23 protein-coding genes are annotated in these 26,096 nt (G+C 72.2%); 16 read left to right on the top strand and 7 right to left on the bottom strand.

What is annotated here, in order from left to right; translation table 11 throughout:
* Positions 1–102 precede the first annotated feature (102 nt).
* From WME83_RS51950 to WME83_RS51975, 6 genes are all read left to right on the top strand, one after another.
* Positions 103–735, top strand: coding sequence for a hypothetical protein (locus tag WME83_RS51950; protein WP_437317138.1), 633 nt, complete (start codon positions 103–105; stop codon positions 733–735).
* A 31-nt stretch (positions 736–766) separates the two neighbouring features.
* Positions 767–1,423 carry a hypothetical protein gene (locus WME83_RS51955; RefSeq protein WP_437317139.1) on the top strand — a complete coding sequence of 219 codons (657 nt, stop codon included), beginning with the start codon at positions 767–769 and terminating at the stop codon, positions 1,421–1,423.
* A 73-nt stretch (positions 1,424–1,496) separates the two neighbouring features.
* A complete protein-coding gene (locus WME83_RS51960; RefSeq protein WP_437317140.1) occupies positions 1,497–2,345 on the top strand; it encodes a mechanosensitive ion channel family protein in 849 nt (282 codons plus the stop codon).
* Between the two features lie 120 nt (positions 2,346–2,465).
* On the top strand, positions 2,466–4,244 hold the full coding sequence (locus tag WME83_RS51965) for a sensor histidine kinase (protein WP_437317141.1): 1,779 nt from the start codon (positions 2,466–2,468) through the stop codon (positions 4,242–4,244).
* A gap of 256 nt (positions 4,245–4,500) precedes the next feature.
* Positions 4,501–5,454 (top strand): diacylglycerol/lipid kinase family protein, encoded by a 954-nt coding sequence (locus WME83_RS51970; RefSeq protein ID WP_437317142.1) that lies wholly within the window; start codon positions 4,501–4,503, stop codon positions 5,452–5,454.
* Between the two features lie 6 nt (positions 5,455–5,460).
* Positions 5,461–6,270: a metallophosphoesterase family protein gene (locus tag WME83_RS51975; protein ID WP_437317143.1), complete on the top strand. Its 810-nt coding sequence runs from the start codon at positions 5,461–5,463 to the stop codon at positions 6,268–6,270.
* Between the two features lie 127 nt (positions 6,271–6,397).
* On the opposite strand, the gene xylB is transcribed toward WME83_RS51975, so the two are convergent.
* The 7 genes from xylB to WME83_RS52010 all read right to left on the bottom strand — a co-directional run bounded on the left by xylB (position 6,398) and on the right by WME83_RS52010 (position 13,029).
* Entirely contained in the window at positions 6,398–7,954 is a 1,557-nt protein-coding gene (gene xylB, locus WME83_RS51980) for a xylulokinase (protein WP_061627510.1), read from the bottom strand.
* A gap of 92 nt (positions 7,955–8,046) precedes the next feature.
* A complete protein-coding gene (locus WME83_RS51985; RefSeq protein ID WP_437317144.1) occupies positions 8,047–9,057 on the bottom strand; it encodes a zinc-dependent alcohol dehydrogenase family protein in 1,011 nt (336 codons plus the stop codon).
* A gap of 152 nt (positions 9,058–9,209) precedes the next feature.
* Positions 9,210–10,196 (bottom strand): hypothetical protein, encoded by a 987-nt coding sequence (locus WME83_RS51990; protein WP_437317145.1) that lies wholly within the window; start codon positions 10,194–10,196, stop codon positions 9,210–9,212.
* A 197-nt stretch (positions 10,197–10,393) separates the two neighbouring features.
* Positions 10,394–11,059, bottom strand: a complete 666-nt coding sequence (locus WME83_RS51995; protein ID WP_437317146.1) for an LON peptidase substrate-binding domain-containing protein — start codon at positions 11,057–11,059, stop codon at positions 10,394–10,396.
* A 248-nt stretch (positions 11,060–11,307) separates the two neighbouring features.
* Entirely contained in the window at positions 11,308–11,994 is a 687-nt protein-coding gene (locus WME83_RS52000; RefSeq protein WP_437317147.1) for an SDR family NAD(P)-dependent oxidoreductase, read from the bottom strand.
* Positions 11,991–12,569 (bottom strand): GTP cyclohydrolase I, encoded by a 579-nt coding sequence (folE, locus tag WME83_RS52005; protein WP_437317148.1) that lies wholly within the window; start codon positions 12,567–12,569, stop codon positions 11,991–11,993. The genes WME83_RS52000 and folE overlap by 4 nt, the downstream gene beginning before the upstream one ends.
* 10 nt (positions 12,570–12,579) lie before the next feature.
* The gene (locus WME83_RS52010; RefSeq protein WP_437317149.1) at positions 12,580–13,029 is read right to left on the bottom strand and encodes a DUF2203 domain-containing protein; all 450 of its coding nucleotides are present in this window, start codon (positions 13,027–13,029) and stop codon (positions 12,580–12,582) included.
* A 393-nt stretch (positions 13,030–13,422) separates the two neighbouring features.
* Between WME83_RS52010 and WME83_RS52015 the strand changes: the two genes are divergently transcribed.
* The 10 genes from WME83_RS52015 to WME83_RS52060 all read left to right on the top strand — a co-directional run bounded on the left by WME83_RS52015 (position 13,423) and on the right by WME83_RS52060 (position 26,034).
* The gene (locus WME83_RS52015) at positions 13,423–14,268 is read left to right on the top strand and encodes an ABC transporter permease (protein ID WP_437317150.1); all 846 of its coding nucleotides are present in this window, start codon (positions 13,423–13,425) and stop codon (positions 14,266–14,268) included.
* Positions 14,269–14,327: 59 nt separating this feature from the next.
* A complete protein-coding gene (locus WME83_RS52020) occupies positions 14,328–15,419 on the top strand; it encodes a polyamine ABC transporter substrate-binding protein (protein ID WP_437317151.1) in 1,092 nt (363 codons plus the stop codon).
* Positions 15,420–15,432: 13 nt separating this feature from the next.
* Positions 15,433–16,311 carry an ABC transporter permease gene (locus WME83_RS52025; RefSeq protein WP_437317152.1) on the top strand — a complete coding sequence of 293 codons (879 nt, stop codon included), beginning with the start codon at positions 15,433–15,435 and terminating at the stop codon, positions 16,309–16,311.
* A gap of 99 nt (positions 16,312–16,410) precedes the next feature.
* Positions 16,411–17,496 carry an ABC transporter ATP-binding protein gene (locus tag WME83_RS52030; protein WP_437317153.1) on the top strand — a complete coding sequence of 362 codons (1,086 nt, stop codon included), beginning with the start codon at positions 16,411–16,413 and terminating at the stop codon, positions 17,494–17,496.
* A gap of 255 nt (positions 17,497–17,751) precedes the next feature.
* The gene (locus WME83_RS52035; protein ID WP_437317154.1) at positions 17,752–19,713 is read left to right on the top strand and encodes a DUF2330 domain-containing protein; all 1,962 of its coding nucleotides are present in this window, start codon (positions 17,752–17,754) and stop codon (positions 19,711–19,713) included.
* Between the two features lie 85 nt (positions 19,714–19,798).
* On the top strand, positions 19,799–20,383 hold the full coding sequence (locus tag WME83_RS52040; protein ID WP_437317155.1) for a Uma2 family endonuclease: 585 nt from the start codon (positions 19,799–19,801) through the stop codon (positions 20,381–20,383).
* A gap of 40 nt (positions 20,384–20,423) precedes the next feature.
* Positions 20,424–21,653, top strand: a complete 1,230-nt coding sequence (locus WME83_RS52045; protein WP_437317156.1) for a molybdopterin molybdotransferase MoeA — start codon at positions 20,424–20,426, stop codon at positions 21,651–21,653.
* A 59-nt stretch (positions 21,654–21,712) separates the two neighbouring features.
* A complete protein-coding gene (locus tag WME83_RS52050) occupies positions 21,713–23,266 on the top strand; it encodes a BNR repeat-containing protein (RefSeq protein ID WP_437317157.1) in 1,554 nt (517 codons plus the stop codon).
* 215 nt (positions 23,267–23,481) lie between these two features.
* Positions 23,482–24,447: a type II secretion system protein GspC gene (gspC, locus tag WME83_RS52055; RefSeq protein WP_437317158.1), complete on the top strand. Its 966-nt coding sequence runs from the start codon at positions 23,482–23,484 to the stop codon at positions 24,445–24,447.
* Positions 24,448–24,612: 165 nt separating this feature from the next.
* Positions 24,613–26,034 (top strand): SPFH domain-containing protein, encoded by a 1,422-nt coding sequence (locus WME83_RS52060; protein ID WP_437317159.1) that lies wholly within the window; start codon positions 24,613–24,615, stop codon positions 26,032–26,034.
* Positions 26,035–26,096 lie beyond the last annotated feature (62 nt).

The following is a 26,096-nucleotide window of genomic DNA, read 5'->3' on the forward strand; positions in this document are numbered from 1 at the left end:
GGCCACAGGCACGGTCTTGTCTTCTTCTCACGACAGGGCGAGCCGGGCTTCCAGCGGAGAAGCGGACCCGCGCGGCGGCGCGAGCTCGCCAAGGAGGACACCATGCCGAGAGGCGATAAGTCGAGCTACACGGACAAGCAGAAGCGACAGGCCGAGCACATCGAGGAAGGGTACGAGAAGCGCGGCTTATCGGAGGGCGAGGCCGAGCGGCGGGCCTGGGCGACCGTCAACAAGATGACCGGCGGAGGGAAGAAGTCGGGCTCGGGGGTGGGCAAACCGGTGAACAAGGAGCCGGCGAAGAAGGGGGGCCGCAAGGGAGGCGCCGCCTCGAAGGCGAGGCCGGCCTCGGCGCGGAGCGCGGCGGCGAAGAAGGCGGCCGCGACCCGCAAGCGGAACGCCGCGGCCGGCGGCGGCCAGGGCGCGGCCGCGAAGAAGGCGGCGCCGAAGAGCGCGGGGTCGAGCGCGCGCAAGAGCGCCGGGTCGAGCGCGCGCAAGAGCGCCGGGTCGAGCGCGCGCAAGAGCGCCGGGTCGAGCGCGCGCAAGAGCGCCGGGTCGAGCGCGCGCAAGAGCGCCGGGTCGAGCGCGCGCAAGAGCGCCGGGTCGAGCGCGCGCAAGAGCGCCGGGTCGAGCACGCGCAAGGGCGCCGGGTCGAGCGCGCGCAAGAGCAGCGCCTCGCGCAAGACGACCTCGCGGCGGACCGGGACAGGAGCGCGGCGCGCCGCGAGCGGCTCCTGACCTGGGCGCGAGGAGGGGAGAGGGGACGACCATGCAGGAACTTCAGGGCAACGGGGCGCCGGACGGCGAGGGCCGCGTGGCGAGGGACGAGTCCGGACCGCAGGAAGAGAGCCCGAAGGGGCGCGCCTTCCTCGCGAACCTCGTGCGGGAGCTGTTCCAGACGGAGCACTCGGCGAAGACGCACCCGCTGGTAGAGGCGGAGCGCCTCGGCGATGTGCCGCCGGCGCACGCCATGCGGGCGGTCTCAACCCACGCGGAGGCCGCGCTGTCGGAGCTCCCGTCGCTCCTCGGCGAGCGCGGGCTGCCCGTCAGCGCGGGCGGGAGCGTGGTGGGCCACGTCTTCTCGGCGCTGCGCGACCACCTCGCCGATCACCTGCTGAGCGCCGAGAAGTCCTACCGCGGCACGCTCCTCGGGATGCGCCACGGCATCGACCTCGTCGAGCTGATCCAGTACGTCGCCACGGCCGAGGGCGACACGCACCTCGCGGCGTGGTGCGCGCGCTGGCTCTCGGAGCGCAGACCCCTCGTCGAGGCGGCCGCCGGCGAGCTCGCGTGGTTCGCGGCGCGCCCGGCGCGCGCCACCCGCGCGGCGAAGGACAGCGCCGTCGCCCACCTCCTCCAGGGCCTCGTCAACGGCGCCGAGCTCGCGGCGCACCGGCTCCGCCGCATCGCGGCGCTCGCCGGTTGACGCCCGACGGCAGCGCGCCGACAGAGCCCGGCGCAGGGCGAGCCGGCGCGCATCGTCGAGGAGGAGAGTCAGCGTGGAGCAGGGGATTGCGACGTGGGGCACGCCGTTCGAGCTCCTGAAGAGCCACGGGCCCGACGTCGCGAGCGCGTTGCTCATCGCGATCGTCGGCTGGCTCGCGGCGGCCTGGACCGCGCGCAGCGTGCGGTCGTTCGGCAAGCGGTGGACGCACATCGACGTGACCCTCGTCCCCGTGCTGGCCAGCGTGGGCCGGCTCGCGGTCCTGACGGTCACCGCGATGGCGGTGCTCGAGCGGTTCGGGGTCGACACGAAGAGCCTGTTCGCGGTGCTCGGCGCCGCCGGACTGACCATCGGGCTCGCCCTGAAGGACACGCTGTCGGATGTGGCCGCCGGGCTGGTCCTGCTCGTGCTCCGGCCGTTCGACGTCGGCGACGCGATCGAGGTCGACGGGACGTCGGGCATCGTCGAGGCCATCGACGTGTTTCAGACCAAGCTGACGAGCTTCGACGGCGTCCCGATCACGCTGCCGAACTCCAAGGTCCGGTCCGCCAAGATCCAGAATTTCACCCGGGCGCAGCGCCGGCGCATGGACCTGACGATCGGCGTCAGCGCGACCGCCGACATCGCGCAGGCCATCAGCGCGCTGCGCGAGGTCGTCTCGAGCGAGCCGCGCGTGCTGCCGGAGCCGGCGCCCACGGTCGACGTGATCGAGGTCGCGGACGGGAAGGTCCACCTGCTCGTCCGCGCCTGGACTCTCCCCGCCGACTTCTTCCCGGCGCGGATCGAGCTCACGCGCCATTTCAAGGAGCGGCTCGACGCGGCGGGGATCGTCGTCCCGGTGCCCCAGCGGGAGCTGCACATCCCGCTCCGCGAGCCGGAGCGGCGATCTGCCCCGTTCCTGTGACGCCGTGGCGGCGCCCACCCGCGCCGGCGGCCCGGCGCACGGCGCGGGTGCCGTCTTTGCACACGCGTTTGCACACGAGCGCTACGCTCGGCCGAGGACAGCCCAGGTTCCACGAGGTCCATGGAGAACACGCAATCGAAGAGGGGAAGCGGGGAGCACGCCGAGCCGGTCTCGCCTTCGGGCGAGGGCGCGACGGCAGAGCCCGCGCCGGCGCCGCGCGGCGCAGCGGGGGCGGCGCCGCGCGAGCAGGAGCGCCACGCGCTGCACGAGCCGTCCGCGGACTGCGCGCTGATCGACGCCTTCTTCCAGGCGACGACCGCCGGGCTCGGCGTGATCGACCGCGATCTCCGCGTGGTGCGGCTCAACCAGGCGCTGGCGGACATCAACGGCATCCCCCTCGAGGCGCACCTCGGCAGGACCATCCCCGAGCTGCTCCCGGAGATGGGCGACGCGATCGTCGCCCAGCTCCGGCGCGTCCTGGAGACCGGGGTGGCGTTCACCGCCGAGGTGACGGGGCGGACGCGGGCCTCGGACCTGCCGCGCTCCTGGCTCGTCAATTACGCGCCCGTGCGGGCGATGGACGAGGGCGTCATCGGCGTGGGGGTCGTCGTGCTCGACATCACCGAGCGCAAGCGGACCGAGGACCGGCTCCAGGAAGAGGGTGAGACGCTCGAGCTGCTCAACCTCACCGGCAAGCAGCTCGCGGCCGAGCTCGATCTGGAGAAGCTCGTGCAGGCGGTGACCGACGCGGCCACGCGGCTGAGCGGCGCGCAGTTCGGCGCGTTCTTCTACAACGTCACGAACGCCGAGGGGAAGAGCTACATGCTCTACACGATCTCGGGCGTGCCGCGAGAGCACTTCTCCGGGTTCCCGATGCCGCGCAACACGGACGTGTTCGCGCCCACCTTCAACGGAGAGGGCGTGGTGCGCCTCGACGACGTCACGCAGGACCGGCGCTACGGGAACAACGATCCTTACCACGGCATGCCGAAAGGCCATCTGCCGGTGGTCAGCTACCTGGCCGTGCCGGTGGTCTCTCGCTCCGGGACCGTCATCGGCGGGCTGTTCTTCGGGCACCCGGCGCGGGGCGTCTTCACCGAGCGGGCGGAGAAGCTGGTGGTCGGGCTCGCGGCTCAGGCCGCCATCGCGATGGACAACGCGCACCTGTTCCGGCGGGCGCAGCAGCTCATCCAGGCCCTCGAGCGGAGCAACAAGGAGCTCGATCGCTTCGCCTACGTGGCGAGCCACGATCTGAAGGCGCCGCTCCGCGCCATCGCGAACCTGTCGCAGTGGATCGAGGACGATCTCATGGACAAGGCGTCTCCGGAGACGCGCCAGCACATGGTCCTGCTCCGCTCGCGCGTGGTCCGGCTCGAGGCGCTCATCGAGGGGATCCTGCGCTACTCGCGCGCCGGGCGCGTGCGCGACAAGCCCGAGAGCGTGGAGGTCCGGAGGCTCCTCGACGACGTGCTCGCGCTGCTCACGGTCCCCGAGGGCGCGTCGATCGAGATCGCGGCGGGCATGCCGACGCTCCTCGCGGAGCGGGTTCCGCTCGAGCAGGTCTTCCTGAACCTGATCGGCAATGCGTTGAAGTATGCCGATCGCCCCGACCCGCGCGTCGAGGTGCGGGGGCGGGATCTGGGCGACCTCTGGGAGTTCTCGGTGAAGGACAACGGGCCCGGGATCGCCCCGCAGTACCACCAGAAGGTCTGGGAGATCTTTCAGACCCTGAACCCGCGCGACAACATCGAGGGGACGGGCATCGGGCTCTCGATCGTCCAGAAGATCGTGCTCAGCAAGGGAGGCCGGGCGTGGGTCGAGTCGGAGAAGGGCGCCGGCGCCACGTTCTTCTTCACCTGGCCACGGAGCGAGCCGGACGCCGGGGGCGGCGTGCGCTGAGCCGGGCCGGCCGCGGCGCGCCGCCGTGCGGGCCGCGGAGGCGAGCGTGGCGATCCGCCACGCTCCGCGCCGGGTGAGGCACGCCGCTGGCGGCGCAGCCGGCCGCAGGCGCCGGCGCGACGCGAGGGCGAGGGGCGCGGCGGTCGGGCGCGCGGATTGCTTCACAGGAGGAGCGCTCCGCGTGATCCGCTTCATCGAGGATCGGTGAGCGCGAGCCCTGGCCTCTAGCTGGAACTCGACGGTAATGCATCGATCCGTGGCAGTCCTGTTGAATTGCTCTTCCCGATCGAACCGCGCGGCGGAGCAGCGCGCGCGGCTCGGGGAGCTCCTGAAGGAGACCGGCTTTGACGCAGATCTGCTGTGCGCGGAGAAGACCCGGCACATGGGGGAGCTCGCCCGCTATGCGGCGCGGGAGCCCTACGATCTCGTCGTGGCGGCCGGCGGCGACGGCACGGTGAACACGGTCGCCGCGGCGGTCGCCGGCACGGACAAGACGCTGGGGGTGCTGCCGCTCGGGACGGTGAACCATTTCGCCAAGTACCTCGGCGTTCCGCTGACGCTCGAGGGGGCGGTGCGCACGCTGGTCGAGGGGCGGCGCGCCCGGGTCGACGTGGGCGAGGTCAACGGCCGTGTGTTCGTGAACAACTCGACCCTGGGCATCTATCCCAGCATCGTGCGGGACCGCGAGGCGCTCCGGAAGCGGAGCGGGCTCAACAAGTGGGTCGCCCTCGCGCTGGCGACCGTCTCGGGCATCCGGCGGCATGAGCGCGTCCGACTCCGGCTCTCCCTGGACGGGCAGGAGCTCCAGCTGGACACGCCGTTCGTGTTCGTCGCGAACAACGATTTCAAGCTCGGCGACGTCGATCTCGCCCGGCAGCGGCCGCCGAGCTCGGGCGAGCTCGGGGTGTGCGTCGCGCACGCGGAGAGCCGGCTCTCCAGCGTCAGGCTCATCGCCAGCGCCCTCGCCGGGCGCATCCAGGAGGCGAGCGATTTCAGCATCTTGCGCACGACGGAGCTGCGGGTGGAGGCGCCGGGGCGCCGCCGCCTGCACGTGGCCGCGGACGGCGAGGTCCTGAAGATGAAGCCGCCGCTCTGCTACCGCACGCGGCCTGAGGCGCTTCGCGTCATCGTGCCCCTGTCGTCCCGGATCAGCGCGGGCTCACGACGGCGGGAGGGCTCAACGGCTCACGTCGCCGCGCTGGGAGGATGATTCACCATGCGCACGCTCGTGCACCTGTCGGACCTGCACTTCGGCCGTGTCGACAAGGCCATCCTCCGCCCGCTGATCGACAGGATCTGGCGGATCGAGCCGAGCGTGGTCGTGATCTCGGGCGACCTGACCCAGAGGGCGCGGAGCGCCGAGTTCGCCGAGGCGCGCGCCTTCCTCGACGCGCTGCCCACGCCGCAGATCGTGGTGCCCGGCAACCACGATGTCCCGCTCTACAACCTGTTCGACCGGTTCCTTCGCCCGCTGGACAAGTACCGGAGCCACATCACGGACGATCTCTCGCCGTTCCACCTCGACGCGGAGCTCGCCGTGCTCGGCATCAACACCGCGCGATCGCTGACCATCAAGGACGGGCGCATCAACGCGCGGCAGATCGAGGGGATCAAGGCGAGGATGTGCGAGCTCGGGCCCGAGATCACGAAGATCGTGGTCACGCATCATCCGTTCGACTTGCCCGAGAACTCGCCGCACGCGATCGTGGGGCGCGCGCGGCAGGCGATGGCGGCGATCGCGGCCTGCGGGGTCGACATCATCCTGTCGGGGCACCTGCACCTCAGCCATACAGGGCACTCCGCGGAGCGGTTCGAGGCCGGCGGGCACTCGTCGCTGATCATCCAGGCCGGAACGGCGACCTCGACGCGCGGGCGCGGGGAGCAGAACGCGTTCAACGTGATCCGGATCAGCGGGCACAAGATCGATATCGAGCGGAACTTCTGGGAGGCGGAGAGCGGGATTTTCAGGATCGCCGGCGCGGAGCATTTCGAGGAGACGGCGCGGGGGTGGGTGCGGGCGGCGTGAGGCGAATCGAACGAGAGCGATGGGACGAACCACAAAGCACAGAGGGCACAAAGGAGGAGAGGATTCGAATCTCTCCCTCTGCGCCCTCTGTGCCTCTGTGGTTTAAATCGTCTCTATCTCACGTCCCTCACGCCAGCTTCCCGAGCTCCCGGAACCGCCCCTTCAGGTCGCTGTAGAGCCCGCGGTACACCGCGTGGATCTCCCGGTACCGCGCCGAGCGCGCCTGGTCCGGCGCGACCCGCGAGACGACATGGACGAACGCGTCCGCCGCCTCCTCGACCGACGAGAACAGCCCCGCGCCCGCCGCGCCGAGCAGCGCCGCGCCGTAGGCCGGCCCCTCGGTCGACGTCGTGATCGCCACCGGGGCCTCGAACACGTCCGCCATCAGCTGCCGCCAGAACGCGCTGCGCGCCCCGCCGCCGGTCAGCCGGATCTCGTCGATCGAGACCGCCGCCGCGCCGTTCGCCTGCCCCACGCCGCGCATCAGGTCCAGCGAGTCCGCCAGCCCGAACGTGATGCCCTCGAGCACCGCGCGCGAGAGGTCGGCCTTCGTCGTCCGGGCGCTCAGCCCCACGAACGCGCCGCGCGCCGCCGCGTCGTTGTGCGGCGTCCGCTCGCCCATCAGGTACGGCAGGAAGACCACGCCGCCCGCGCCGGGGCGCGCCGTCGACGCCGTGTCCGAGATGATCTCGTACGGATCGACCTTGCGGATCTCCGCCGCCATGCGCTCCCCGTCGCCGAGGACGTCGCGGTACCAGCGGAGCGCGCCGCCGGCGGCGAGCATCACCCCCATCAGGTAAAAACGGCCCGGGACCGCGTGGCAGAAGCTGTGCAGCCGCATCTCGGGCTCCACGACCCAGGTGTCGGTGTGCGCCAGGATCACGCCGCTCGTGCCGACCGACGCCATCGCCCGGCCAGGGCGCACGATGCCGAGCCCCACCGCGCCCGCCGCGTTGTCCGCCGCGCCCCGCACGACCAGCGTGCCCGCCGGCAGCCCCGTCGCCGCCGCGACCTCGGGCGTGAGCTTGCCGAGCGGCGCGTTCGACGGCGCCGACTTCGGGAACACCGCGCGCGGCACCCCGACCGCGTCGAGGAGCTCGGCGCTGAAGGCGCGATCCCCCGGCGAGAACGCCAGCGTGCCGCTCGCGTCGCTGTCGTCGGTCCCGAGCTCGCCCGTGAGCTTGAGCCCCACGTAGTCCTTCGGCATCAGCACCGCGCGCACCCGCGCGAACGCCTCGGGCTCGTGCTGCCGCAGCCAGAGCAGCTTCGGCAGCGTGAACCCCTCGAGCGCGCGGTTGCCGACCAGGCGCGCGAGGCCCGCGTCGCCGACCTTCGGGTTCGCGTGGATCGCCTGGCACTCGGCCGTGGTGCGCGTGTCGCACCACAGGATCGCCGGCCGGATGACGGCCTGCGCCTCGTCCAGCAACACCGCCGAGTGCATCTGCCCCGTCAGCCCGATCGCGCGCACCTCGTCCCGGCGCGGGCCGAGGGCGCGGGCGAGCTCGCCGAGGGCGCTCAGCGCCGCCGCGGCGAAGTCCTCGGGCTCCTGCTCGGCCCACCCGGCGTGCGGCGTGGAGAGCGGGTATTCGCGGTGCGCCGACGCGACCGCCGCGCCGCGCTCCGTTTCGACTGCGATGGCCTTGAGGCCGCTGGTCCCGACGTCGATTCCGATCACGATGGCCATGAAGAGCGTCCTTTTCCTTGGAAGAGAAGGTGAGCGGCTGGAACTTTGAAGCGAAGCTGAGCGGCTACGAACGCTAAAGAGAGACTGAGCGGCTAGAACACGACCTGGAGCTTCATGGGCGCGGTGCCCTTCTTCATCATCTCCAGCCCGCGCGGGAGCTCCTCGACGGGCATCGCCTCGGACAGGAGCCGCTTCACGTCGACGGCCCCGCGCTCCATCAGCTTGAATGCCCGGTCGTACGTCCTCCTGATCGCGAAGCTGCCGATGATCTCGAGATCGCGCCGGTAAATCTCGAACGGCGAGACCTCGATCTTGTCCTGCGGACCACACACGCCGAACACGAGGTACCGGCCGCCGTTCTTCACGTACTGGAGCGCGTCGCCGAGGACCCGCGCGATGCCCGTCGCGTCGATCACGACGTCGAAGCCGTAGGGCGCGATCTTCTTGAGCTTCGCCGGGAGCGCGTTGTCGGCGACGACCACCTCGGTCGCGCCGTGCTGGCGCGCCAGATCGAGCTTCGACTCGACGAGGTCGACCACGGTGACCGCGGCCGCGCCGTTCGCGCGGCTCGCCTGGAGGTGGAGCTGGCCGATCGGGCCGGCGCCGAGCACCAGGACCTCCGAGCCGATCTCGATGCGCGCCCGATCCTGGCCGAAGACGACGCACGCGAGCGGCTCGCAGAACGCCGCCTCGCCGAACGAGACGCGCTCGAAGCGATAACAGTTCTTCGCCGGGACGCGGACGAGCTCGGCGAAGCCGCCGTCGCGGGTCACGCCCACCGCGTTCCACTTCAGGCAGTGGTTCTGCCGGTTGATCATGCAGAAATGGCACTCTTCGCAGGTCACCGTCGGGTCGACCATGACCCGGTCGCCGGGCCGGAGGCCCTCGACCTCGTCGCCCACGGCGGCCACCTCGCCGGCGAGCTCGTGCCCCGGGATCAGCGGGAAGGTCGGGAAGAAATCGCCCTCCCAGATGTGCACGTCGGTCCCGCAGATGCCGCACGCCTTCGCGCGGACGAGCACGTCGCGCGGGCCGATCTGCGGCGGCGCGACGTCGTTGCGTACGGCGATCTTCTTCACGGCTTCGAGAACGGCTGCCTTCATACGAGACCCTCCTCGGGGCATCGCAGGGGCAGCGCGGCCGCTTCCTGCGAAGCCCTCCTCGTTGGGGTCGCATAGGCGGGCCGCGGCCGGGCGTCGAGGGCCGTCGAGCCCCGCCCCGCGCGGCGGCGCGCGGGGCGGGCTGACGCGGGACGTCAGGACTTCGCGGAGACCTTGGGCGGGGAGATCGTGCGCCAGAGGAAGGCGTAGACGTCCATCAGATCGCGCGGGGCGAGGCCGCGCTCGCGCAGGCGCCGCTCGAGCTCGCGCGCGAGCGCCTGCATCCGGCCGTAGCCCTCGGCGCTCGGCGCGCGATCGTAGGCGAGGTCGAAGCCGAGCACGGACGCCTGCTTCTCGAAGAACGACGGCTTCACGAAGACGTGCTCCTCGGGGTAGACGAGCGCGCTCAGGATCGTCGCGAGCGGCCAGGTGACGACCTTGGCCGCGGCGAGCACGCCGGCGAGCCGGTCGAAGCGGGCGGCGTAGTCGCCCGCGCCGTAGAGCACGTCGACGACCGCCTCGGCATAGGCGCGGTGGTGCTCGGCCGGCATCTTGTTGAACGGGATGAGGTCGCCGAGCGGGTGCAGGAGGCCGGTCGCGGCCTTGTGGACCTTGGCGATCCGCTCCATGAAATCGGCGAGGTTGCCCGCGGCGAGCAGCGCCTCGAGCTCGCCCTTGCCGAGGAGCGCGCGCGCGGTCTCGATGGCGCCCTGCTTGAAGGCCTTGCTCTTCTTCTTCGCGCCCTCGGCCGCGACGGCCCCGGCGGCGCCGCGCTCCTCGGCGATGAAGTGCGGGCCCCCGAACCCGCCCTCGAACTGCGACTCGAAGCTCGCGACCTGCTCGTCGAAGTTCGTGAGCGGCGGCGCGACCACGCGCGCGCGCTGCTTCTTGGCGGCGGCCGACGGCCGGTCCCGGAGCCCGCGGATCCTGGCCTCGAGCGCGCTCGCCTCGTCGTCGCCGAGCTGCACCGGCTCGAGCTTGGACCAGAAAGCCTTGGCGATGGAATGATTGAGGCCGTCCTCGAAATCGTAGAAGCGCTTTTCGTCGCGCTCCTCGACGAGGTATCCGAGTCCCCACTGGGGACACCCCGGGTGCTTGACGATGATCGGGGCCGAAGGTTCCGTTGAACGAGAGGTCGCCATAGGCGGCGCAGCCTACTCGATCTTGGGACGACCGCACCCGCTCCGGCGCCGCTTCTGGACCCGTGTTCAGGTGCGCCGCGCGGGCGGCGCGCAATCGAGCCCATCCGCGCCGGCGCGGCGCGCGGCGTCAGTGGGCGTCGCGCCGCGGCGAGCGCGAGGTTCGCCGGCGTCGCGCGCCGAGAGGCGAGCGCGAGGCGCTAGTTGACGTCGCGCGCCGCCGAGGCGAGCGCGAGCTGCTGGAGCGCGAGCGCCTCGGTCACGCGGCGCACCCGCGCGACGACGTCGAGCGTCTCCAGCACGGCCTGCCGCTCCCGCGCGTCGAGGATCAGGTGATGGGCGCAGAGGTCCGCGACGAGCGAGGTGGCCGCGTCGCGCGGCAGCCGGAACTCGAAATTGCTGTCGCGATCGCGGACGAGCGAGGCGAACGAGGCCGCGGTGGAGATGAGCGCGGCGTGGTCCTGGGCCGAGATCTCGCCGGGCTCGTCCTCGAGGACGGTCGCCGCGGCCGTGCGGTACGGCGGCACGAACGGGCGCTCCGCCAGGCGGACGCGGGCGCGGCCCCGCAGCACGATGTTGTAGCGGCCCCCCGGCAGCTCGGCGTGATCGATGATCTCGCCCGCGCCCGCCACCCCCGCGATGGACGGGTGCCCGTGCGCGTCGATCGGGTGGGGGTCCGTGATGAGGACGACGGAGAGGATGCGGTGCGTCTCGAGCGCGTCGCGCACGAGCGCCCGATAGCGCGGCTCGAAGATGTGGAGCGGCAGGAGGGCGCCGGGGAACAGCACCGTCTGCGGCAGCGGGAACAGCGGGAGCTCGGGCAAGGCCGCGTTGAGATCGCCCGGTCGCGGAGGCGTCGTTTCCACGAGCCTCAGGCTAGCACGCGGGGGGGTCGGGTGTGGCGGCGCGACGTACATCGAGCGCGGCAGAATGCCTGATCGCGCAGCGCGCACGTGGCCCCGCGCTGCGCGCGCCTGGCCGCGCCGCGCGCCTGGCTCCGCGCAGCGCGCGCCTGGCCCCGCGCAGCGCGCGCCTGGCCCCGCGCTGCGCGCGCCTGGCCCCGCGCTGCGCGCGTCTGGCCCCGCGCTGCGCGCAGGCCGCCCTGCCGGCCTCGTCAGCCGAACATCTCGAGCGCCGAGCCCGTCACGGCGTCGGGGGCGTCGAGCGCGGCGTACACGATGAGCTGCGCCACCTCGTCGGCGCTCATCTGCGGGGGGAAGCCGCTGCCGGCGAGCATGTCGGTGTCGACCGAGCCGGGGAGCACGGCGATGGACTGGAGCCCCGTCCCGCGCAGCTCCTCGGCCAGGCTCTTCGAGAAGCCGACGAGGCCCCACTTGGAGGCGGCGTACGAGGCGTTGCCCGGGGACGCGATGGTCGAGGAGATGCTGCCGACGTGGACGAGACGGCCGCGGCCGCGCGCCAGCATGGCCGGGAGGAAGGCGCGCGAGACGAGGTAGGGGCCGCGCAGGTTGACGGCCATCACCTCGTCCCAGGCGGCGGGCGAGGTCTCGTGGACCCGCGTCCCACGGCGCACGATGCCCGCGTTGTTCACGACGACGCGGGGCGCGCCGAGCCACGCCACGACCTCGGCGGCGGCGCGCGCGACCTGCTCCTCGGAGGCGACGTCGCAGGGGACCGGCAGCGCGGAGACGTCGAGCCGGCGGACCTCGTCGGTCACCTCGTCGAGGCGCGGGCTCGGCCGGCCGAGCAGCGCGACGGACAGGCCGCGGCGCGCCAGCGCGAGCGCCGCCGCGCGGCCGATGCCGCGGCTCGGCCCCGTGACGACCGCGACGCCGCTCACGGCCTGCCCCCGGAGAGCGCGGCGGCGAAGGCGAGATCGCGCTCCGGGCCCGGCTCGGCGAACACCCCGGCGACGGCCACGGTCTCGATGACCGCGCCGGCCTTGCGTTCGCCGCGGGCGATGAGGCACGTGTGGGTCAGCGTGAGCTTGCACAGGGCGCCGCGGGCGCCGAGCTCGCCGACGAGCAGGTCGACGAGCTGCCCGCCGATGCGCTCCTGCAAGGTCAGCCGCCGCGCCAGCGCGTCGAGCACGTGCGCGATCGTGCCGATGCCGGCGACCCGCGCGCCCGGCAGGTAGGCGACGACGCCGGTGCCGTGCCCCGGCAGGAGGTGGTGCGGGCACATCGTGGTCACCGAGAGGTCGCGGGCGACGACGAGGCCGCGCTCGAAGGGGCCGGTCTCCATCGCGCCCTCGCGGAGCACCGCGGCCGCGTCGATGGCCTCGCCCTCGATCAGGTCGTCCGCCCACGCGTCGGCGACGCGCTCGCCCGTGCCGGCGAGCTCCCCCTCGACGTCGCGCCCGAGGGCGCGGAGGAACTCCTCGATCGCCCGTGCCGCTCTCTGTCGATCGATCACCGGGGCCCCGTCAGTTGAGCAGCTGCCGGCGCTTGGCCGCGGTGATCGGCTTTCGCCCGGCGTAGCCGGCCTCGAGCCCGTGGTAGTGCTCGACGGCCGGCTCGCCGTAGCGCCAGCACAGCCAGACGAGGGCGCCGTCGAGGCGCCCGTAGAAGTCGCAGAGCCCGATCCGCTGGTCCTTCACGACCACGCCGAGCTCCTCGACCTCCTGCCACCCCGACTCGTACGCGGCGATCTTCTCCGAGAGCTCGCGCTCGCGGGCGCGCGCCAGCTCGCTGCCGCCGCGCGCCAGCTCGAGGAGCTGATCGGGCGTCGCCGCCGGGCTCTCGACGGTCTTCACGAGCTCCTGCCAGCAGCGCTCGATATCGCTCGCCAGGGCGAGCTGCCGGCCGATCAGCGACGATAGCCGGGGGACGAGCGCGTTCGCCTCTTCGATCGTCCAAATGCGGGGAGTGCTCACGGGACCTCACCTGAAGGGCGGCGCGACAACCCGGTCATGCAGGGCCGGTAAGCGGAGGAGAGTGCGGTGTCAAGGGCTTCTCCGGAAGGATCCGCCGCGGCCGGGCGCGGGGCGCGTTCCAAAGGATGAGCCGCGCGGGCTCGGCGGCAGCCGGGGGCGTGGCCTAGGCTAGGCTAGGCTGGCCTAACCTGGCCTAGCCTAGCCGCGCGCGCCGACCCGGGCGCCGGCGGGCCCGCGGCCGCGCGCGAGCGCCCTCGCGCCGCGACGCTTGTCAGCCAGCGTGGTCCCGTCGCCCCGCGCCGTGTCGGCCTCACCACACGGCAACGGGTTGCAACCGGCGTTCCGCAGGCGATAAGCTCGCGCGGCGATCGTGGTAGATTGCGAGGCCGCCGCATGCGACTCCGGACGATGTCGGGCATCAAGCTGTCGAATCTGCTCCTCTGCGGCTGGAGCGGGCTCGTCCTCGTTTACCTGTATCTCCCGATCCTGCTCCTCGTCGCCTACTCGTTCAACGACTCGCGGATGAGCGTGGTGTGGGAGGGGTTCACGTTCAAGTGGTATCGGCAGCTCTTTGGCGAGCTCGTCGCCCACCTGAGCGACGAGCGCCGGTCGCCGCTCATCGAGTCGCTGAGCAACAGCGTGATCGTCGCCGCGATCACCACGGCGTTCTCGGTCGTCCTCGGCACGGCGGGCGCCTTCCTGCTCTACCGGTACAGGTTCCCCGCGCTCCGGTCGATCAGCACGCTGATCTTCATTCCCATGATCATCCCGGAGATCATCATGGGGATCAGCCTGCTCATCTTCTTCAAGACGGTGGAGCTCGAGCTCGGCTTCACGACGGTCATCATCTCGCACATCACCTTCTGTTTTCCCTTCGTGCTCATCGCCGTCCAGGCGCGGCTCGCGGGGCTCGATCCGTCGCTCGAGGAGGCCGCCCTGGACCTCGGGGCGACGCCGGTCAAGGCGTTCTTCCTGATCATGGTGCCTTACCTTCTGCCCGCGATCGTCTCCGGTGCGCTGATGTCGTTCACGCTGTCGATGGACGAGCTCATCGTCACGTATTTCACGCGCGGGCCCAAGTCCGAGACCTTGCCGATCAAGGTGTTCGGCATGGCGAAGGTCGGTCTGAACCCGATGCTGAACACGATCTCGACCGTGTTCATCGTCGCGACCGCGATGCTCGTCGTGGTCGCCGAGTCGCTGAAGGGCACCGCGAGGCGGCCCCCCGACGAGAGCTGACGGGGACCGACGCGCGGCGCGACCGCCTGCGCCGGCGCAGGCAAGACAAGGAAAAGCCAATGAAACGCATCTCAGCGCTCCTGATCCTGTTGTTCGTGCCCCTCGTGGCCCTGCTCGGCTGTGGGAAGAAGGAGAGCCCGGCGCCCCAGGCGGCCGCCTCGGGCAGCGGCCCCGCGCCCGAGCCGAAGGCCGGCGGCGAGCTCAACCTCTTCGGGTGGTCCGAGTACGTCCCGCAGGAGATCCTGGACGGCTTCACGAAGGAGACGGGGATCAAGGTCAACTACGAGACCTACGCCTCGAACGAGGAGATGCTGTCGAAGCTCCTCGCCGGGGGCACCCGGTACGATCTCATCCAGCCCTCGGAGTACGCGATCGAGGCGCTCATCAAGCAGAAGAAGCTCCAGCCGCTCGATCACGCGCGCATCCCCAACCTGAAGAACATCGCGCCCGCGTTCAGGAACCAGCCGCACGACCCGGAGCTCAAGTACACGGTCCCGTGGATGGGCACGACCGTCGGCATCGTCGTCAACACCGCGAAGGTGAAGGAGCCCATCAAGGGCTACAAGGACGTGTTCCAGCCGAAGCACAAGGGGCGCATCGTGGCCCTGAACGACAACCGCGAGATGGTCTCCTGGGTGATGGTGACGATGGGGATGAACCCGAACGACGTGACGCCCGAGAACCTCGCGAAGATCAAGCCGACCCTGGCGGAGTGGATCAAGCTCGTGAAGGTGTTCGACTCCGACAGCCCGAAGACGGCGCTGCTCAACGGCGACGTCGACATCGGCGTCGTCTGGAGCGGGGAGGCGGCCCTGCTCTACCAGGAGGACAAGAGCAAGTTCCAGTTCGTCCTGCCGGTCGAGGGGACGCACAAGGCGATCGACAGCCTGGCGATCCCCGACAACGCGCAGAACAAGATCGGCGCGGAGATGTTCATGAATTACATCCTCCGCCCGGAGGTCAGCAAGATCATCTCGGACAAGTTCCCCTACACGAACCCGAACACGGAGGCGCGCGCGCTGCTCACGCCGGAGCAGCTCGCGAACCCGGCGAGCTACCCGCCCCTCGCGGGGATGGAGACCTTCCACGACATCGGGAAGGCGGCCGCGGACATCGACAAGCTGGTGACGGACCTCAAGGCGTCGCAGTGAGCGGCGGGGCGTCATGAACACGGCCACCGGGCAGGTCGTCGAGCTCCAGGGCCCCCAGCGAAGGCCGGGCGTCCGCGGGTGGCTGCTGCTCGCCCCGCTCTTGCTCTGGCTCCTGGCCTTCGTCGTGGCGCCCACCGCGATCATGCTCGTTTACAGCTTCTGCGAGCGGGACGAGCTCGGGCAGGTGGTCTTCAAGCTCTCGCTGTCGAGCTACGCGCGCGTCCTCGACGCGACCTACCTCAAGATCCTGGTCAATTCGATCAAGTACGCCGCCATCACCACGGCGATCTGCCTCGTCGCGGGCTATCCGGTGGCGTACTTCATCGGGCGGGCCCGGGAGGGCATCCGGAACAAGCTGCTCATGCTGGTGATGGTGCCGTTCTGGACCAGCTTCCTCATCCGGACGTATGCGTGGATGTCGATCCTCAAGTCGGAGGGGCTCCTCAACGGGCTCCTGCTCTACCTGCGGATCATCTCGGCGCCGCTCGACATCATGTACACGCCGACGGCGGTGGTCATCGGCCTCGTCTATTCGTACCTGCCGTTCATGATCCTGCCGATCTACGGGAGCGTCGAGAAGCTCGACAACGCGCTCATCGAGGCGGCGTTCGATCTCGGCGCGGGGCCGGTGTCCGCCTTCTCGCACGTCATCGTCCCGCTGACGCGGCCGGGGATCCTCGCGGGCGTCCTGCTCGTGTTCATCCCGGCGCTCGGGATGTTCGCGATCACCGATCTCATGGGCGGGTCGCGCGTGCCGATGATCGGCAACGTCATCCAGAACCAGTTCGGTCAGGCGCGCGACTGGCCGTTCGGCGCCGCGCTCGGGATGACGCTGCTCCTCTTGTTCTCGCTGTTCTTCCTGCTCGGGATGCGCAAGGAGCCGGACCGGTGACGCGGCGCCGCGCTCCTCCGCCGCCGCTCGTCCCGCTCTCCCGCTCCCTCTCTTCCCTCTATCTCTCCCCCTCTGCTTCCGGCCCCCCAAGGTAAATCGATGGACGTCATGGTCGAGCTCCGCGCGGTCACCAAGCGATTCGGCAGCTTTCAAGCCGTGAGCGAGGTCGATCTCCAGATCCAGGCGGGCGAGTTCATCACCCTCCTCGGCCCCTCGGGGTGCGGCAAGACGACGCTCCTCCGGATGATCTCGGGGTTCGAGACGCCGACGAGCGGCGCCGTCCTGCTCGAGGGGAAGGACGTCACGTACGAGCCGCCCTACCGGCGGGACGTGAACCAGGTGTTCCAGAGCTACGCGCTGTTCCCGCACATGACCGTGCAGGAGAACATCAGCTTCGGCCTGCGGATGAAGAAGGTCCCGAAGCCGGAGATGGCCGAGCGGGTCCGCGCCGCCGTCGCGATGGTGTCGCTCGAAGGCATGGAGCAGCGCAAGCCGTCGCAGCTCTCCGGCGGGCAGCGGCAGCGGGTCGCGCTCGCGCGGGCCATCGTCTGCCGCCCGAAGGTCCTGCTCCTCGACGAGCCGCTGTCCGCGCTCGACGCGAAGCTCCGGCACGCCATGCAGGTCGAGCTCAAGGCGCTCCAGAAGAAGCTCGGGATCACCTTCGTGTTCGTGACCCACGACCAGGAAGAGGCGCTCACCATGAGCGACCGCATCGCCGTGATCAACAAGGGCCGGATCGAGCAGCTCGGCGACGCGTCGCAGATCTACCACCGGCCGAAGACCACCTTCGTCGCGAACTTCATCGGCCAGGCCAACATCCTCCGGGCGGCCGTCCTCTCGCGGAGCGGCGCGCGCGCGCGGGTCCGGCTCGCCGGCGGGATCGAGCTCCTCGTCGACGCCGAGCACCTCGCGGGCGGGGCCGAGAACGCGCTCATCTCGATCCGGCCCGAGAAGATCGCGCTCCGCAAGGAACGGCACGGCGATCTGGAGAACTGCTTCGAGGCGCACGTCGAGGACGAGCTGTTCAAGGGCGCCACCGACCAGCTCCGCCTCCGGACCGACTCCGGCCTCGAGCTCACGGCCGTGGTGGCCAACGAGAGCTCCGTCCAGGCCGCGCTGCACGCCGGCGACAGGGTGTTCTGCCACCTTCACCCCGACGACATCGTCATCGTCCACGAGGGGTGAGCCGCCGCAGGCCGGCCGCCGATCGCCGCCGCCCGGACGAGCCCCGATCAACGCGGGGAAACCATTGGCCTTTTTCGTCCTGCCATCCCGCCTCTCTGGCGGGAAGCGACGACCGCCGCGCGCCGTGCCGCGCCAGCCATTCCGACGCGACGCCGGCGGCGTCGTCGGTGTGGTGACGGAGCGTCGTGAACCGCGGTTCTCATCCGGCCGCGGCAGCGTGGAAGTCGGGCTCGATGGCCGCGTAGGATGGAGGGCATGCTGCTTGCCAATCGGCCTCGCATGCCCCGACGGTCGCTTGCGCTTGTCGTTCCTGCTGCGGTCCTCTTCTCTTTTCCTGGCGACGCCCTCGCCGCGGGGGCGTGGCTGCCCGGCGCCGGACAGGCCTCCGTCGAGCAGCGCGTCGCCGTCGCGGCGGGCCCGGAGCGAACGACGCTCTGGACGAGCCTGCGGTTCGACGGCGCGCGGGGGCCGGTGGCGGTCGTCGTGCCGGTGCCGCCGCTCGCGGCGCTCGACGCGAGCTCGGACGCGTGGTTCGAGGCGCTCGAGGCGGCGACCGCGCCGCGCGTGCTCCCGCCCGAGGGCGTCGCCCCGTACTGCCCGGGGGACGACGGCCCGCCGGGCCCGTTCGAGACCGTCGGGCAGCTCGCGCACGAGCCGACGCTCGAGCCGATCGAGGTGGCGGTGCTCGAGGACGCGGGCGCGGTCGCGCGCTGGGCCGAGTCGGCGGGGCTCGCGCTCTCCTCCGAGACGGCCGCGCAGCTCGGCGAGCTGCAGGGGATGCGCTTCGCGGCGGCGCGGTTCGAGGCGCCCGGCGGGCCGGCGGTGACGCGGACGCTGCGCATCGTCACCGGCGGCGGGGAGGCGCGCCTGCCGCTGTCGCTGGCCAGGGCGGGCGCGGGCGACGTGCGCGTGACCGCGTGGCTCCTCGGCGACGGCCGGGGCGCGCTGACGGGCGCGACGCCGGTGACGCTGCCGCCGGCCTCGCTGAGCTGGGACGCGGACGCGCAGCGCAGCGATTACGAGGCGCTGCGCGCCGAGGCCCTCGGCCAGGCGGGGCTCGACGGGGCGCTCGTCGAGGCCGCGGGGCACGGGCCGCTGAGCCGCCGCGTCGCCCTCGGCAGCGACAGCGTGGACAGCGTGATCGCGGCCTATTTCGCGCGCGCGGGCGCGTACGGCGACGCCGGCGACGGCCCGGGGGCGTGCGCCGCCGTGGCCGCGGCCGCGCTGGAGTCGAGCCTCGCGGTCGCCGCGAGCTGCCCGCGCGCCGCGCTCGGCGTGGTCGACGGCGCGCTCGACTGCGCGGAGTCGCCCCGCAGGGACGAGACGGATCCCGATCTCCTGCGGTGCGGCCCGATCGCCGACGATCTCGCGGTCGGGCTCTCCGGGCTCGCGCCGTCGTCGGTGTGGCTCACCCGCGTCTCGCTGCGGCTCGCGGCCGGGCAGTCCGGCGCGGACTGGCCGCTGACGTTCGGCGCCGGCGCGTCCGCCTCGCCGGTCGTGAGGGCCGGCGCCCTGCGCCTGGACGCGTGCTCCACCGAGACCGGCGGCGGCGGCGCGGGCGGCGATCCCGGCGGATCGTCGGGCGTGGGCGGGCCCGGGGGCCTCGGCGGCGGGCCGAGCGCCGGCGCGTCGAGCACGACCGGCGGGCCGTCGGGCGTGGACGACCCCGAGTACTACTACGACGACGAGCCGGCCGCGGACATGGGCTGCGGCTGCGCCGGCACCGCCGATACGGTCGTCGTGGACGACCCCGAGCCGCAGGACGAGGACGAATATTACGCGGGGGAGTACGAGGACGACGGCTGCAGCGGGGACACGAGCGAGACGGGATCCGAGGACGAGTACTACGCGGAAGACGACGGCTGCAGCGGCGATACGAGCGAGACGGGGTCCGAGGACGAGTACTACGCGGAGGACGACGGCTGCAGCGGGGACACGAGCGACGAGTCCGAGGATGAGTATTACGCGGAGGACGACGGCTGCAGCGGAGACACGAGCGAGACGGAGTCCGAGGACGAGTACTACGCGGAGGACGACGGCTGCAGCGGGGGCTCGGACGACTCCGCCGAGTCGGAGGACTGCTCGATCGCGGGCGAGCGGCAGCCGAGCGCCCGGAAGAAGCGGGGGCCGAAGCTGTCGGTCATGGCGCTCGGGGTGTTCGCGCTGATCGCGCCGCTCCGGCGCGCGAGCCGGCCGCGGAGGGGCGGCCAGCGGTAAGGGATCGGGCGGGCGGCGCCGCGGCGGGCGCGGGCGGCACCGGAGGGGGGCTTCCCGTGCCATACTCCCGCGGGAGGCCACGAACGTGAACGCACCCGCCCGCAAGCTCTCCTTCACCTACGCCGAGTACCTCGAGCAGGAGCGGGCGAGCCCGACCAAGCACGAGTACCTCGGCGGCGAGGTCTTCGACATGGCCGGCGGCACGCCGGAGCACGCGCGGCTCGGGGCGAACGTCACGGCGGAGCTTCGCGCCGCGCTCCGCCAGCGAACCTGCGCGGTGTTCTCGTCCGACCTCCGCGTGCGCGTCCTCGCGACGGGTCTCGCGACGTACCCGGACGTGAGCGTCGTCTGCGGCAAGCTGGCGTACGATCCCGAAGACGAGCACGCGGTCGTCAACCCGCTGGTGCTCGTCGAGGTGCTGTCGGACTCCACCGAGGCGTACGACCGGGGGGAGAAGTTCGCGCACTACCGCCGCATCCCCTCGCTGAAGGAGTACGTCCTCGTCTCGCAGGCGCACCCGCGGATCGAGGTCTTCCGGCGCAACGAGGACGGCTCGTGGACGCTCTACGAGGCCGGGCCTGGCGAGCGCGCGAGGCTCGCGTCGATCGACGGCCTGCTCGACGTCGACGAGGTCTATCGCGGCGCGCTCGAGACCTCCGCCGCGGGCTGAGGGGCCGACCGTCCACGGAGCCCCGATGCGCGACGTCCGGATGCGAGGGTTTCGCGAGCAGACGACGGTCGAGCGGGCGCTCGAGGTGCTCGGGCAGCGGATCCGGCGGCTCGGCGACGAGCCGGTGCCGATCGCCCGGGCGGCGGGGCGGGTCACGGCCGAGCGCGTGCTCGCCCGGGCGAGCGTGCCGCACTTCGTGCGCGCGGCGATGGACGGATACGCGCTCGCCGGCGAGGCGACCTCCGGCGCGGCCGCCGGCGCGCCGGTCGAGCTCGCGCTCGTGGGCGCGTCGTTCCCCGGGCGCCCCCACGCGGGGGCGCTCCGCCTGGGCGAGGCCGTGCGGATCACGACCGGCGCCCCGGTGCCCGCGGGGGCGGACGCCGTGCTCATGGCGGAGCACGCGGAGGAGGCGGCGGGCCCGGACGGGGCGGCGGTGGTGCGGGTGCGCGCGCCCGTGCCGGCGGGCAAGCACGTCGCGCCGATCGGCGAGGACGTGATGGAGGGCGCGGAGGTCGTGCCGGCCGGGCGCCGGCTGCGGCCGCAGGACGTCGGCGTGCTCGCGTCGACCGGGGTCGCCGAGGTGCGCGCGGTGCGGAGGCCGTCGGTGCGGATCCTGATCACGGGCGACGAGCTCCTGCCGCCGGGGAGCGCGCCGGGCGGGGCGTGCATCGTCGACGCGAACAGCCTGGTGCTGTCGGCGCTCGCGCGCCGCGACGGCGTCGAGGGCGTGGAGGTCGCGTATGTCCCCGACCGGCGCGAGGCGGTCCGGAGCGCCCTCGCGGCGGCCGGCGAGGACGTGGTGCTGGTCTCGGGCGGGTCGTCGGTCGGCTCGGAGGACCACGCGCCGCTCGTGCTCGCGGAGCTGGGCGAGGTGACGGTCCACGGCGTCGCGATGCGCCCGGCGAAGCCCGCGGGGTTCGGGTTTCTGGCGGGCGAGCGGCCGGTGTTCCTGCTGCCGGGAAACCCGGTGTCGTGCCTCTGCGCCTACGAGTTCTTCGCGGGCCCCTCGATCCGCGCCCTGGGCGGCCTGCCGCGCGCGTGGCCGCACCGGCGGCGGCGGTGCGTGGTGGCGCGCGAGATCGCCTCGCTGCCGGGGCGCGTCGATTACGTGAGGGTGCGCGTCGAGGGAGACCGGGTGTTTCCGATCGCGACGAGCGGCGCGTCGATCCTGTCGTCGACCACGCGCGCGGACGGCGTGGTCATCGTGCGCGCCGAGGACGCGGCGGTCGGAGAGGGCGCCGAGGTCGAGGTGCTGCTCTACGACGCGTGAGGCGAGGCGGGACCGCGCTTGGTACCGCCGCAGAACGGCAGTACCCTCGGGCAACACCCATGATCCTTCGCTTTTCCTCCTCCCTTCTGCTCGTCCTCGTCTCGGCAGGTTGCCTGGCGAGCTGCGGCGACGGCGAGCGCGATTCGACCCCTGAGGGCTCCACGTCAGGCGGCGGCGCCGGCGGAGGCGGCGCGAACCTCGGCGGCGGCGGGACGGGAGCGATCAGCGCCGGATCCACCGGCGCGGCCGGCGGCACGACCGCGAGCGGCACGACCGCGAGCGGCGCGACCTCCGGCAGCGGCGGCGCGGAAGCCGTCGCGCCGGGGATCGTCAAGCGCGCCGAGGGCAAGCTCGCCGAGTCGGGCCTCACCGTGGTGTCGTATGGCGGTTACCTCAACGGCGAATCCTTCCAGCAAGACGCGATCGTCTCCTTCGGCGGTTACCAGTACACGGCCTTCTGGAACACCAACCGCAACGTCGTCCTCGCGCGACGGCAGCTGCCGGCCCGCCCCGGAGAGGCCGCCGGGGAATGGCAGAAGTTCGACTTCAAGGACTACCGGCTCAGCGCCGACGACGCCCACAACACCATCTCTCTCGGGATCGCGCCCGGCGACGGCACGCTCCACCTCGCCTTCGATCACCACGGCAGCACGCTCCACTACCGCCGCTCTGTCACAGGCCTCTTGACCGACCCGGAGGGCACCGCCTGGGCCGCCGCGAGCTTCGGCGCCGTCTCGAGCGCGCTCGTCGGCTCGACCACCGTGACCCTCGTCACCTACCCGCGGTTCGTCACCGAGCCCGGCGGCGACAAGCTCCTCTTGAGCGCCCGGATCGGCGAGAGCGGCAGCGGCGACGAGCACCTGTGGGAGTACGACACGACGGCGCACGCCTGGAGCGCGCTCGGCGAGTACATCGAGGGCACGGACGCCAGCATGAACGCCTACCTGCACGGGCTCGCGTACACGCGCGGCGGCGCGCGCCTCCACGCGGCCTGGTGCTGGCGGGACACGCCGAACGCGACCACGAACCACGATCTCCTCTACGTCTACAGCGACGATCACGGGCGCACCTGGCACAACAATGCAGGGGAAAAGGTCGCGACCACCGGCGCCTCCTTCGTCACCCGGAGCACGACGGGCCTGTCCGTGTGGGCCATCGGCCAGAACCGAGGGCTCATCAACCAGGAGCACATGACCGTCGACGAGAGCGGCCGGGTCCACGTGCTGCTCTCGCACCTGCCCGACGCCGAGGCCGACGACGCGAACTTCACGAACGCACGGGCGCGCAGCGAGTTCTTCCATTACGTCCGGGATCCGGAGGGGACCTGGACGCGCCACGGCCTCGGCCTGCGCGCGATCGAGAACTTCCGGGGAAAGCTCGCGATCTCCTCAACCGAGAACGTCTACGCGATCCTCCCCGATCTGCGCATCGCCGGCGCCTCGCCGAGCGACGGCTATGCGACCTGGACGCTCCTCGACGCCTCCGACGCGGGCCGATTCTTCTCCGATCCCCTGATCGACGCCGCCCGGCTCGAGGCCTCGGACGAGCTCACCGTGTACTACCCCGAGCGGGGATCCGTGAATATCTGGGGCCTCGAGTACTCCCTGAAGTGAGCCGCGCGAACAGCGCACCTCCCCGCTGATCGCGCGCCTGTCCGGGCCAGATCCCGCCCCGACCGCGGCGATGACCCGCGCGCGGGCACGCTCGGTGCTCGCCCTGACGCGCGGTCTTGCCGGTGGCGAGGGCGTGCACTGCCGCGACCTCCGCGGCGGCAAGGGACACGCGCGCCGCGAGCCCCGGCGCGCTCCCGCCACGAGGAGCGTTACCAATGAACCCCGACGCGTTCGTCAAGCGCGGATTCGCATTCATCGTGGGAGGAATGGTCGCGGTCTCCGCGTATTATCAGGCCTCCGGGGTCGCTCAGCTCATCGCCCACCAGATCGCGCGGGACGGCGCCCCACCCGCCCTCCCGGAGAGAGCGCCCGCCCCGGCGCCGCCCTCGGACGACCGCGCGACGAGCGCGGCGCCCATCCTGGAGCGCAATCCGTTCGACTCCACGACAGGGCCGCTCGTGCCTCGGCCGAGCGCGGCGACCGCCGGCCAGGCGGATCTCTCCCAGCGCGATCCCTACCTCGCGCCGCCGTGCGATACGGGCCGCGTCGTGCTCATCGCGGTGTCCGAGGACCCGGAATGGTCGTTCGCCGCCGTCGAGGCGGAAGGCGGACGCACGGCGCTCGGGCGGCGCGGGGGGGAGATCGGCGGCCGGAAGGTCGAGCACATCGCCTGGGATCGGGTGTGGATGACGTCGGGCGGCGCGCGCTGCCAGATGCAGCTCGGCAAGAAGAGCGACAAGGACGGCAAGAAGGCGGCCGAGCCGCAGCCCCGGGCGCCGGAGCCGCCCCGCGCGACCCCGTCGCGCGCGTCCGGCAGGAGCGACGTCCCGCCCGAGATCGCCTCGCGCATGAAGCGCGTGAGCGAGACCGAGATCGACATCGATCGATCGGCCGCCGAGAAGATCTTCGAGCAGCCCGAGATCGTGACGACCACCTCGGCGGCGATCCCGGAGATGCGGGACAACCAGGTGGTCGGGCTGAAGATGATGATCAAACCGGGCTCGGTGCTCGAGTCGTTCGGGCTGCAGAGCGGCGATCTCGTGAAGTCGATCAACAGCATCGATCTCACCGACCCACAGAAGGCGATGATGGCCTACACGCGCATGCGCTCCGACAAGAGCCTGTCCGTCGTCGTCGAGCGCGACGGCCGCCCGGTGAGGCTCAGGGTCAACATCCGCTGACGCGAGCCGGCCCCCGCGGCCGCGGCGGGCCGCGGCGCTCCATCCTGGAGCGGCGCGCGCTCCATCGCGGATCGCCGCGGCGCGGGAGGCGCGGCGCAGAGCCCCATTTCCCATCTCTCCCGTCTGGCCCGGTTCCTGCGAAGCCCGTCTCGCGAGGGAGAGGCCATGACGCACATCGATCAACGCAGGGTCATCACGGGCGCCGAGGGCAGCGCGGCGGCCATCGTCCACGCGGGCGACCGCGGGGCCTGGGCGGCCGACCGCGAGCGATACGAGCAGGGCTGGCGCGCCGGCAAGCCGGCCGAAGATCCGGAGAAGCTCAAGAGGTGGGGGCGCATCAGCGCGAAGCCGAGCGAGTACCTGATTCACATGCGGCGAGGCCACCTGCGGCCCACCTCGGGACAGGGCGCCTCGTGCTTCAAGCTCCCCGGCGACAGCGTCGCGGTCGTGCCGACCACGATCCAGAAGCTCCAGTTCACGGCCGACCAGGTCACCCTCGAAAAGGTGGGCGTGGCGGTCACAGGGCTCGCCGTCTACCGCATCGCGGACCCGCTCGTCGCCTTCCGGATGCTGAACTTCTCGTTCCCGGAGCGCGCGCAGGAGAAGCTGGAGGCGCTGCTCGTCGACATGTTCGCGGGCGCCGCGCGCCGGCTGATCGCGAACCTGTCGGTCGAGGAGTGCCTGACGCGGCGGAAGGAGGGGATCGCCGGAGAGCTGATGCGCGAGATCGTGCCCGTCGTCTCGGGGCGCGGCAGCGTCGACGACACGACCGACAAGGGGTGGGGCGTCCTCGTCGACTCCATCGAGATCCAGGACGTGCGCATCCTCTCGCCGGCGGTCTTCGGCAACCTGCAGGCGCGCTACCGGAAGGAGCAGGAGCGGATGGCCCGCGAGGCGTCGCTGCTCACCGAGCGCGCCGTCCAGCAGGGCGAGGCCGAGGCGCAGCGGGCGATCGAGCTGACGAAGCTCGCCGCCGAGGTCGAGCTGCGCACGCGCCGCCAGGAGACCAGCGAGAAGGCGCGCCTCGAGGAGATCGCCTCCGAGGCGCGGATCGAGGAGGCGCGCCTCGCGCACGAGCAGCAGCTCGCGGCGCGCTCGGCCAGGGCCGAGGTCGAGAAGACCGCGCTCGAGGCGGAGGCGGCGGCCGCGCGCCACGCGGCGGAGATGGCGGCGGGCGCCCACGAGATCGACCTGCTCCGGCAGCGCGCGGCGATCGCGGACGCGCGGCGGCTCGTGGCGGAGGCCGAGCTCGCCATCGCGGAGATCGAGGCGAGGAAGGCGCGGCTCACGCAGGAGCTCGAGCTCGGGCGCGCGCGGGCGCTCCGCGAGATCGAGAACGCCGTGTCCCCGGAGATCATCCGGCTGACGGTCGCGCAGCAGATGCCGGCGCTCGCGGCCGCGTTCCAGCAGCGGATGGGCGAGGTGCACGTCACGGCGGTCGACGGGGCGAACCCGTTCGGATACATCGCGGCCGCCGTGGAGGGGGTGATGGGGCTGGCCCGCGCGGCGGGGCTCGAGGCGCCCTCGGCGCGGGCGCAGAAGGCGGAGCTGCCGGCGGAGCGCGAGCCCGAGGCCGGCCGGCGCTGAGGTGCGGCGCCGCGGCCGCGCGGATCGGGCGGGACGCTAGGCGGGCGGGGGCAAGGCTGCTC

This window comes from Sorangium sp. So ce385 (assembly GCF_051474135.1).
Taxonomy (GTDB): domain Bacteria; phylum Myxococcota_A; class Polyangia; order Polyangiales; family Polyangiaceae; genus Sorangium; species Sorangium cellulosum_D.

Excerpts from the sequence above, each read along its gene's own strand:
- WME83_RS51950 (WP_437317138.1), top strand. The coding sequence starts at position 103 with ATGCCGAGAGGCGATAAGTCGAGCTACACGGACAAGCAGAAGCGACAG.
- WME83_RS51955 (WP_437317139.1), top strand. The coding sequence starts at position 767 with ATGCAGGAACTTCAGGGCAACGGGGCGCCGGACGGCGAGGGCCGCGTG.
- WME83_RS51965 (WP_437317141.1), top strand. The coding sequence starts at position 2,466 with ATGGAGAACACGCAATCGAAGAGGGGAAGCGGGGAGCACGCCGAGCCG.
- WME83_RS51975 (WP_437317143.1), top strand. The coding sequence starts at position 5,461 with ATGCGCACGCTCGTGCACCTGTCGGACCTGCACTTCGGCCGTGTCGAC.
- xylB (WP_061627510.1), bottom strand. The coding sequence starts at position 7,954 with ATGGCCATCGTGATCGGAATCGACGTCGGGACCAGCGGCCTCAAGGCC.
- WME83_RS51985 (WP_437317144.1), bottom strand. The coding sequence starts at position 9,057 with ATGAAGGCAGCCGTTCTCGAAGCCGTGAAGAAGATCGCCGTACGCAAC.
- WME83_RS51990 (WP_437317145.1), bottom strand. The coding sequence starts at position 10,196 with ATGGCGACCTCTCGTTCAACGGAACCTTCGGCCCCGATCATCGTCAAG.
- WME83_RS52015 (WP_437317150.1), top strand. The coding sequence starts at position 13,423 with ATGCGACTCCGGACGATGTCGGGCATCAAGCTGTCGAATCTGCTCCTC.
- WME83_RS52020 (WP_437317151.1), top strand. The coding sequence starts at position 14,328 with ATGAAACGCATCTCAGCGCTCCTGATCCTGTTGTTCGTGCCCCTCGTG.
- WME83_RS52025 (WP_437317152.1), top strand. The coding sequence starts at position 15,433 with ATGAACACGGCCACCGGGCAGGTCGTCGAGCTCCAGGGCCCCCAGCGA.
- WME83_RS52030 (WP_437317153.1), top strand. The coding sequence starts at position 16,411 with ATGGACGTCATGGTCGAGCTCCGCGCGGTCACCAAGCGATTCGGCAGC.
- WME83_RS52035 (WP_437317154.1), top strand. The coding sequence starts at position 17,752 with ATGCTGCTTGCCAATCGGCCTCGCATGCCCCGACGGTCGCTTGCGCTT.
- WME83_RS52045 (WP_437317156.1), top strand. The coding sequence starts at position 20,424 with ATGCGAGGGTTTCGCGAGCAGACGACGGTCGAGCGGGCGCTCGAGGTG.
- WME83_RS52050 (WP_437317157.1), top strand. The coding sequence starts at position 21,713 with ATGATCCTTCGCTTTTCCTCCTCCCTTCTGCTCGTCCTCGTCTCGGCA.
- gspC (WP_437317158.1), top strand. The coding sequence starts at position 23,482 with ATGAACCCCGACGCGTTCGTCAAGCGCGGATTCGCATTCATCGTGGGA.
- WME83_RS52060 (WP_437317159.1), top strand. The coding sequence starts at position 24,613 with ATGACGCACATCGATCAACGCAGGGTCATCACGGGCGCCGAGGGCAGC.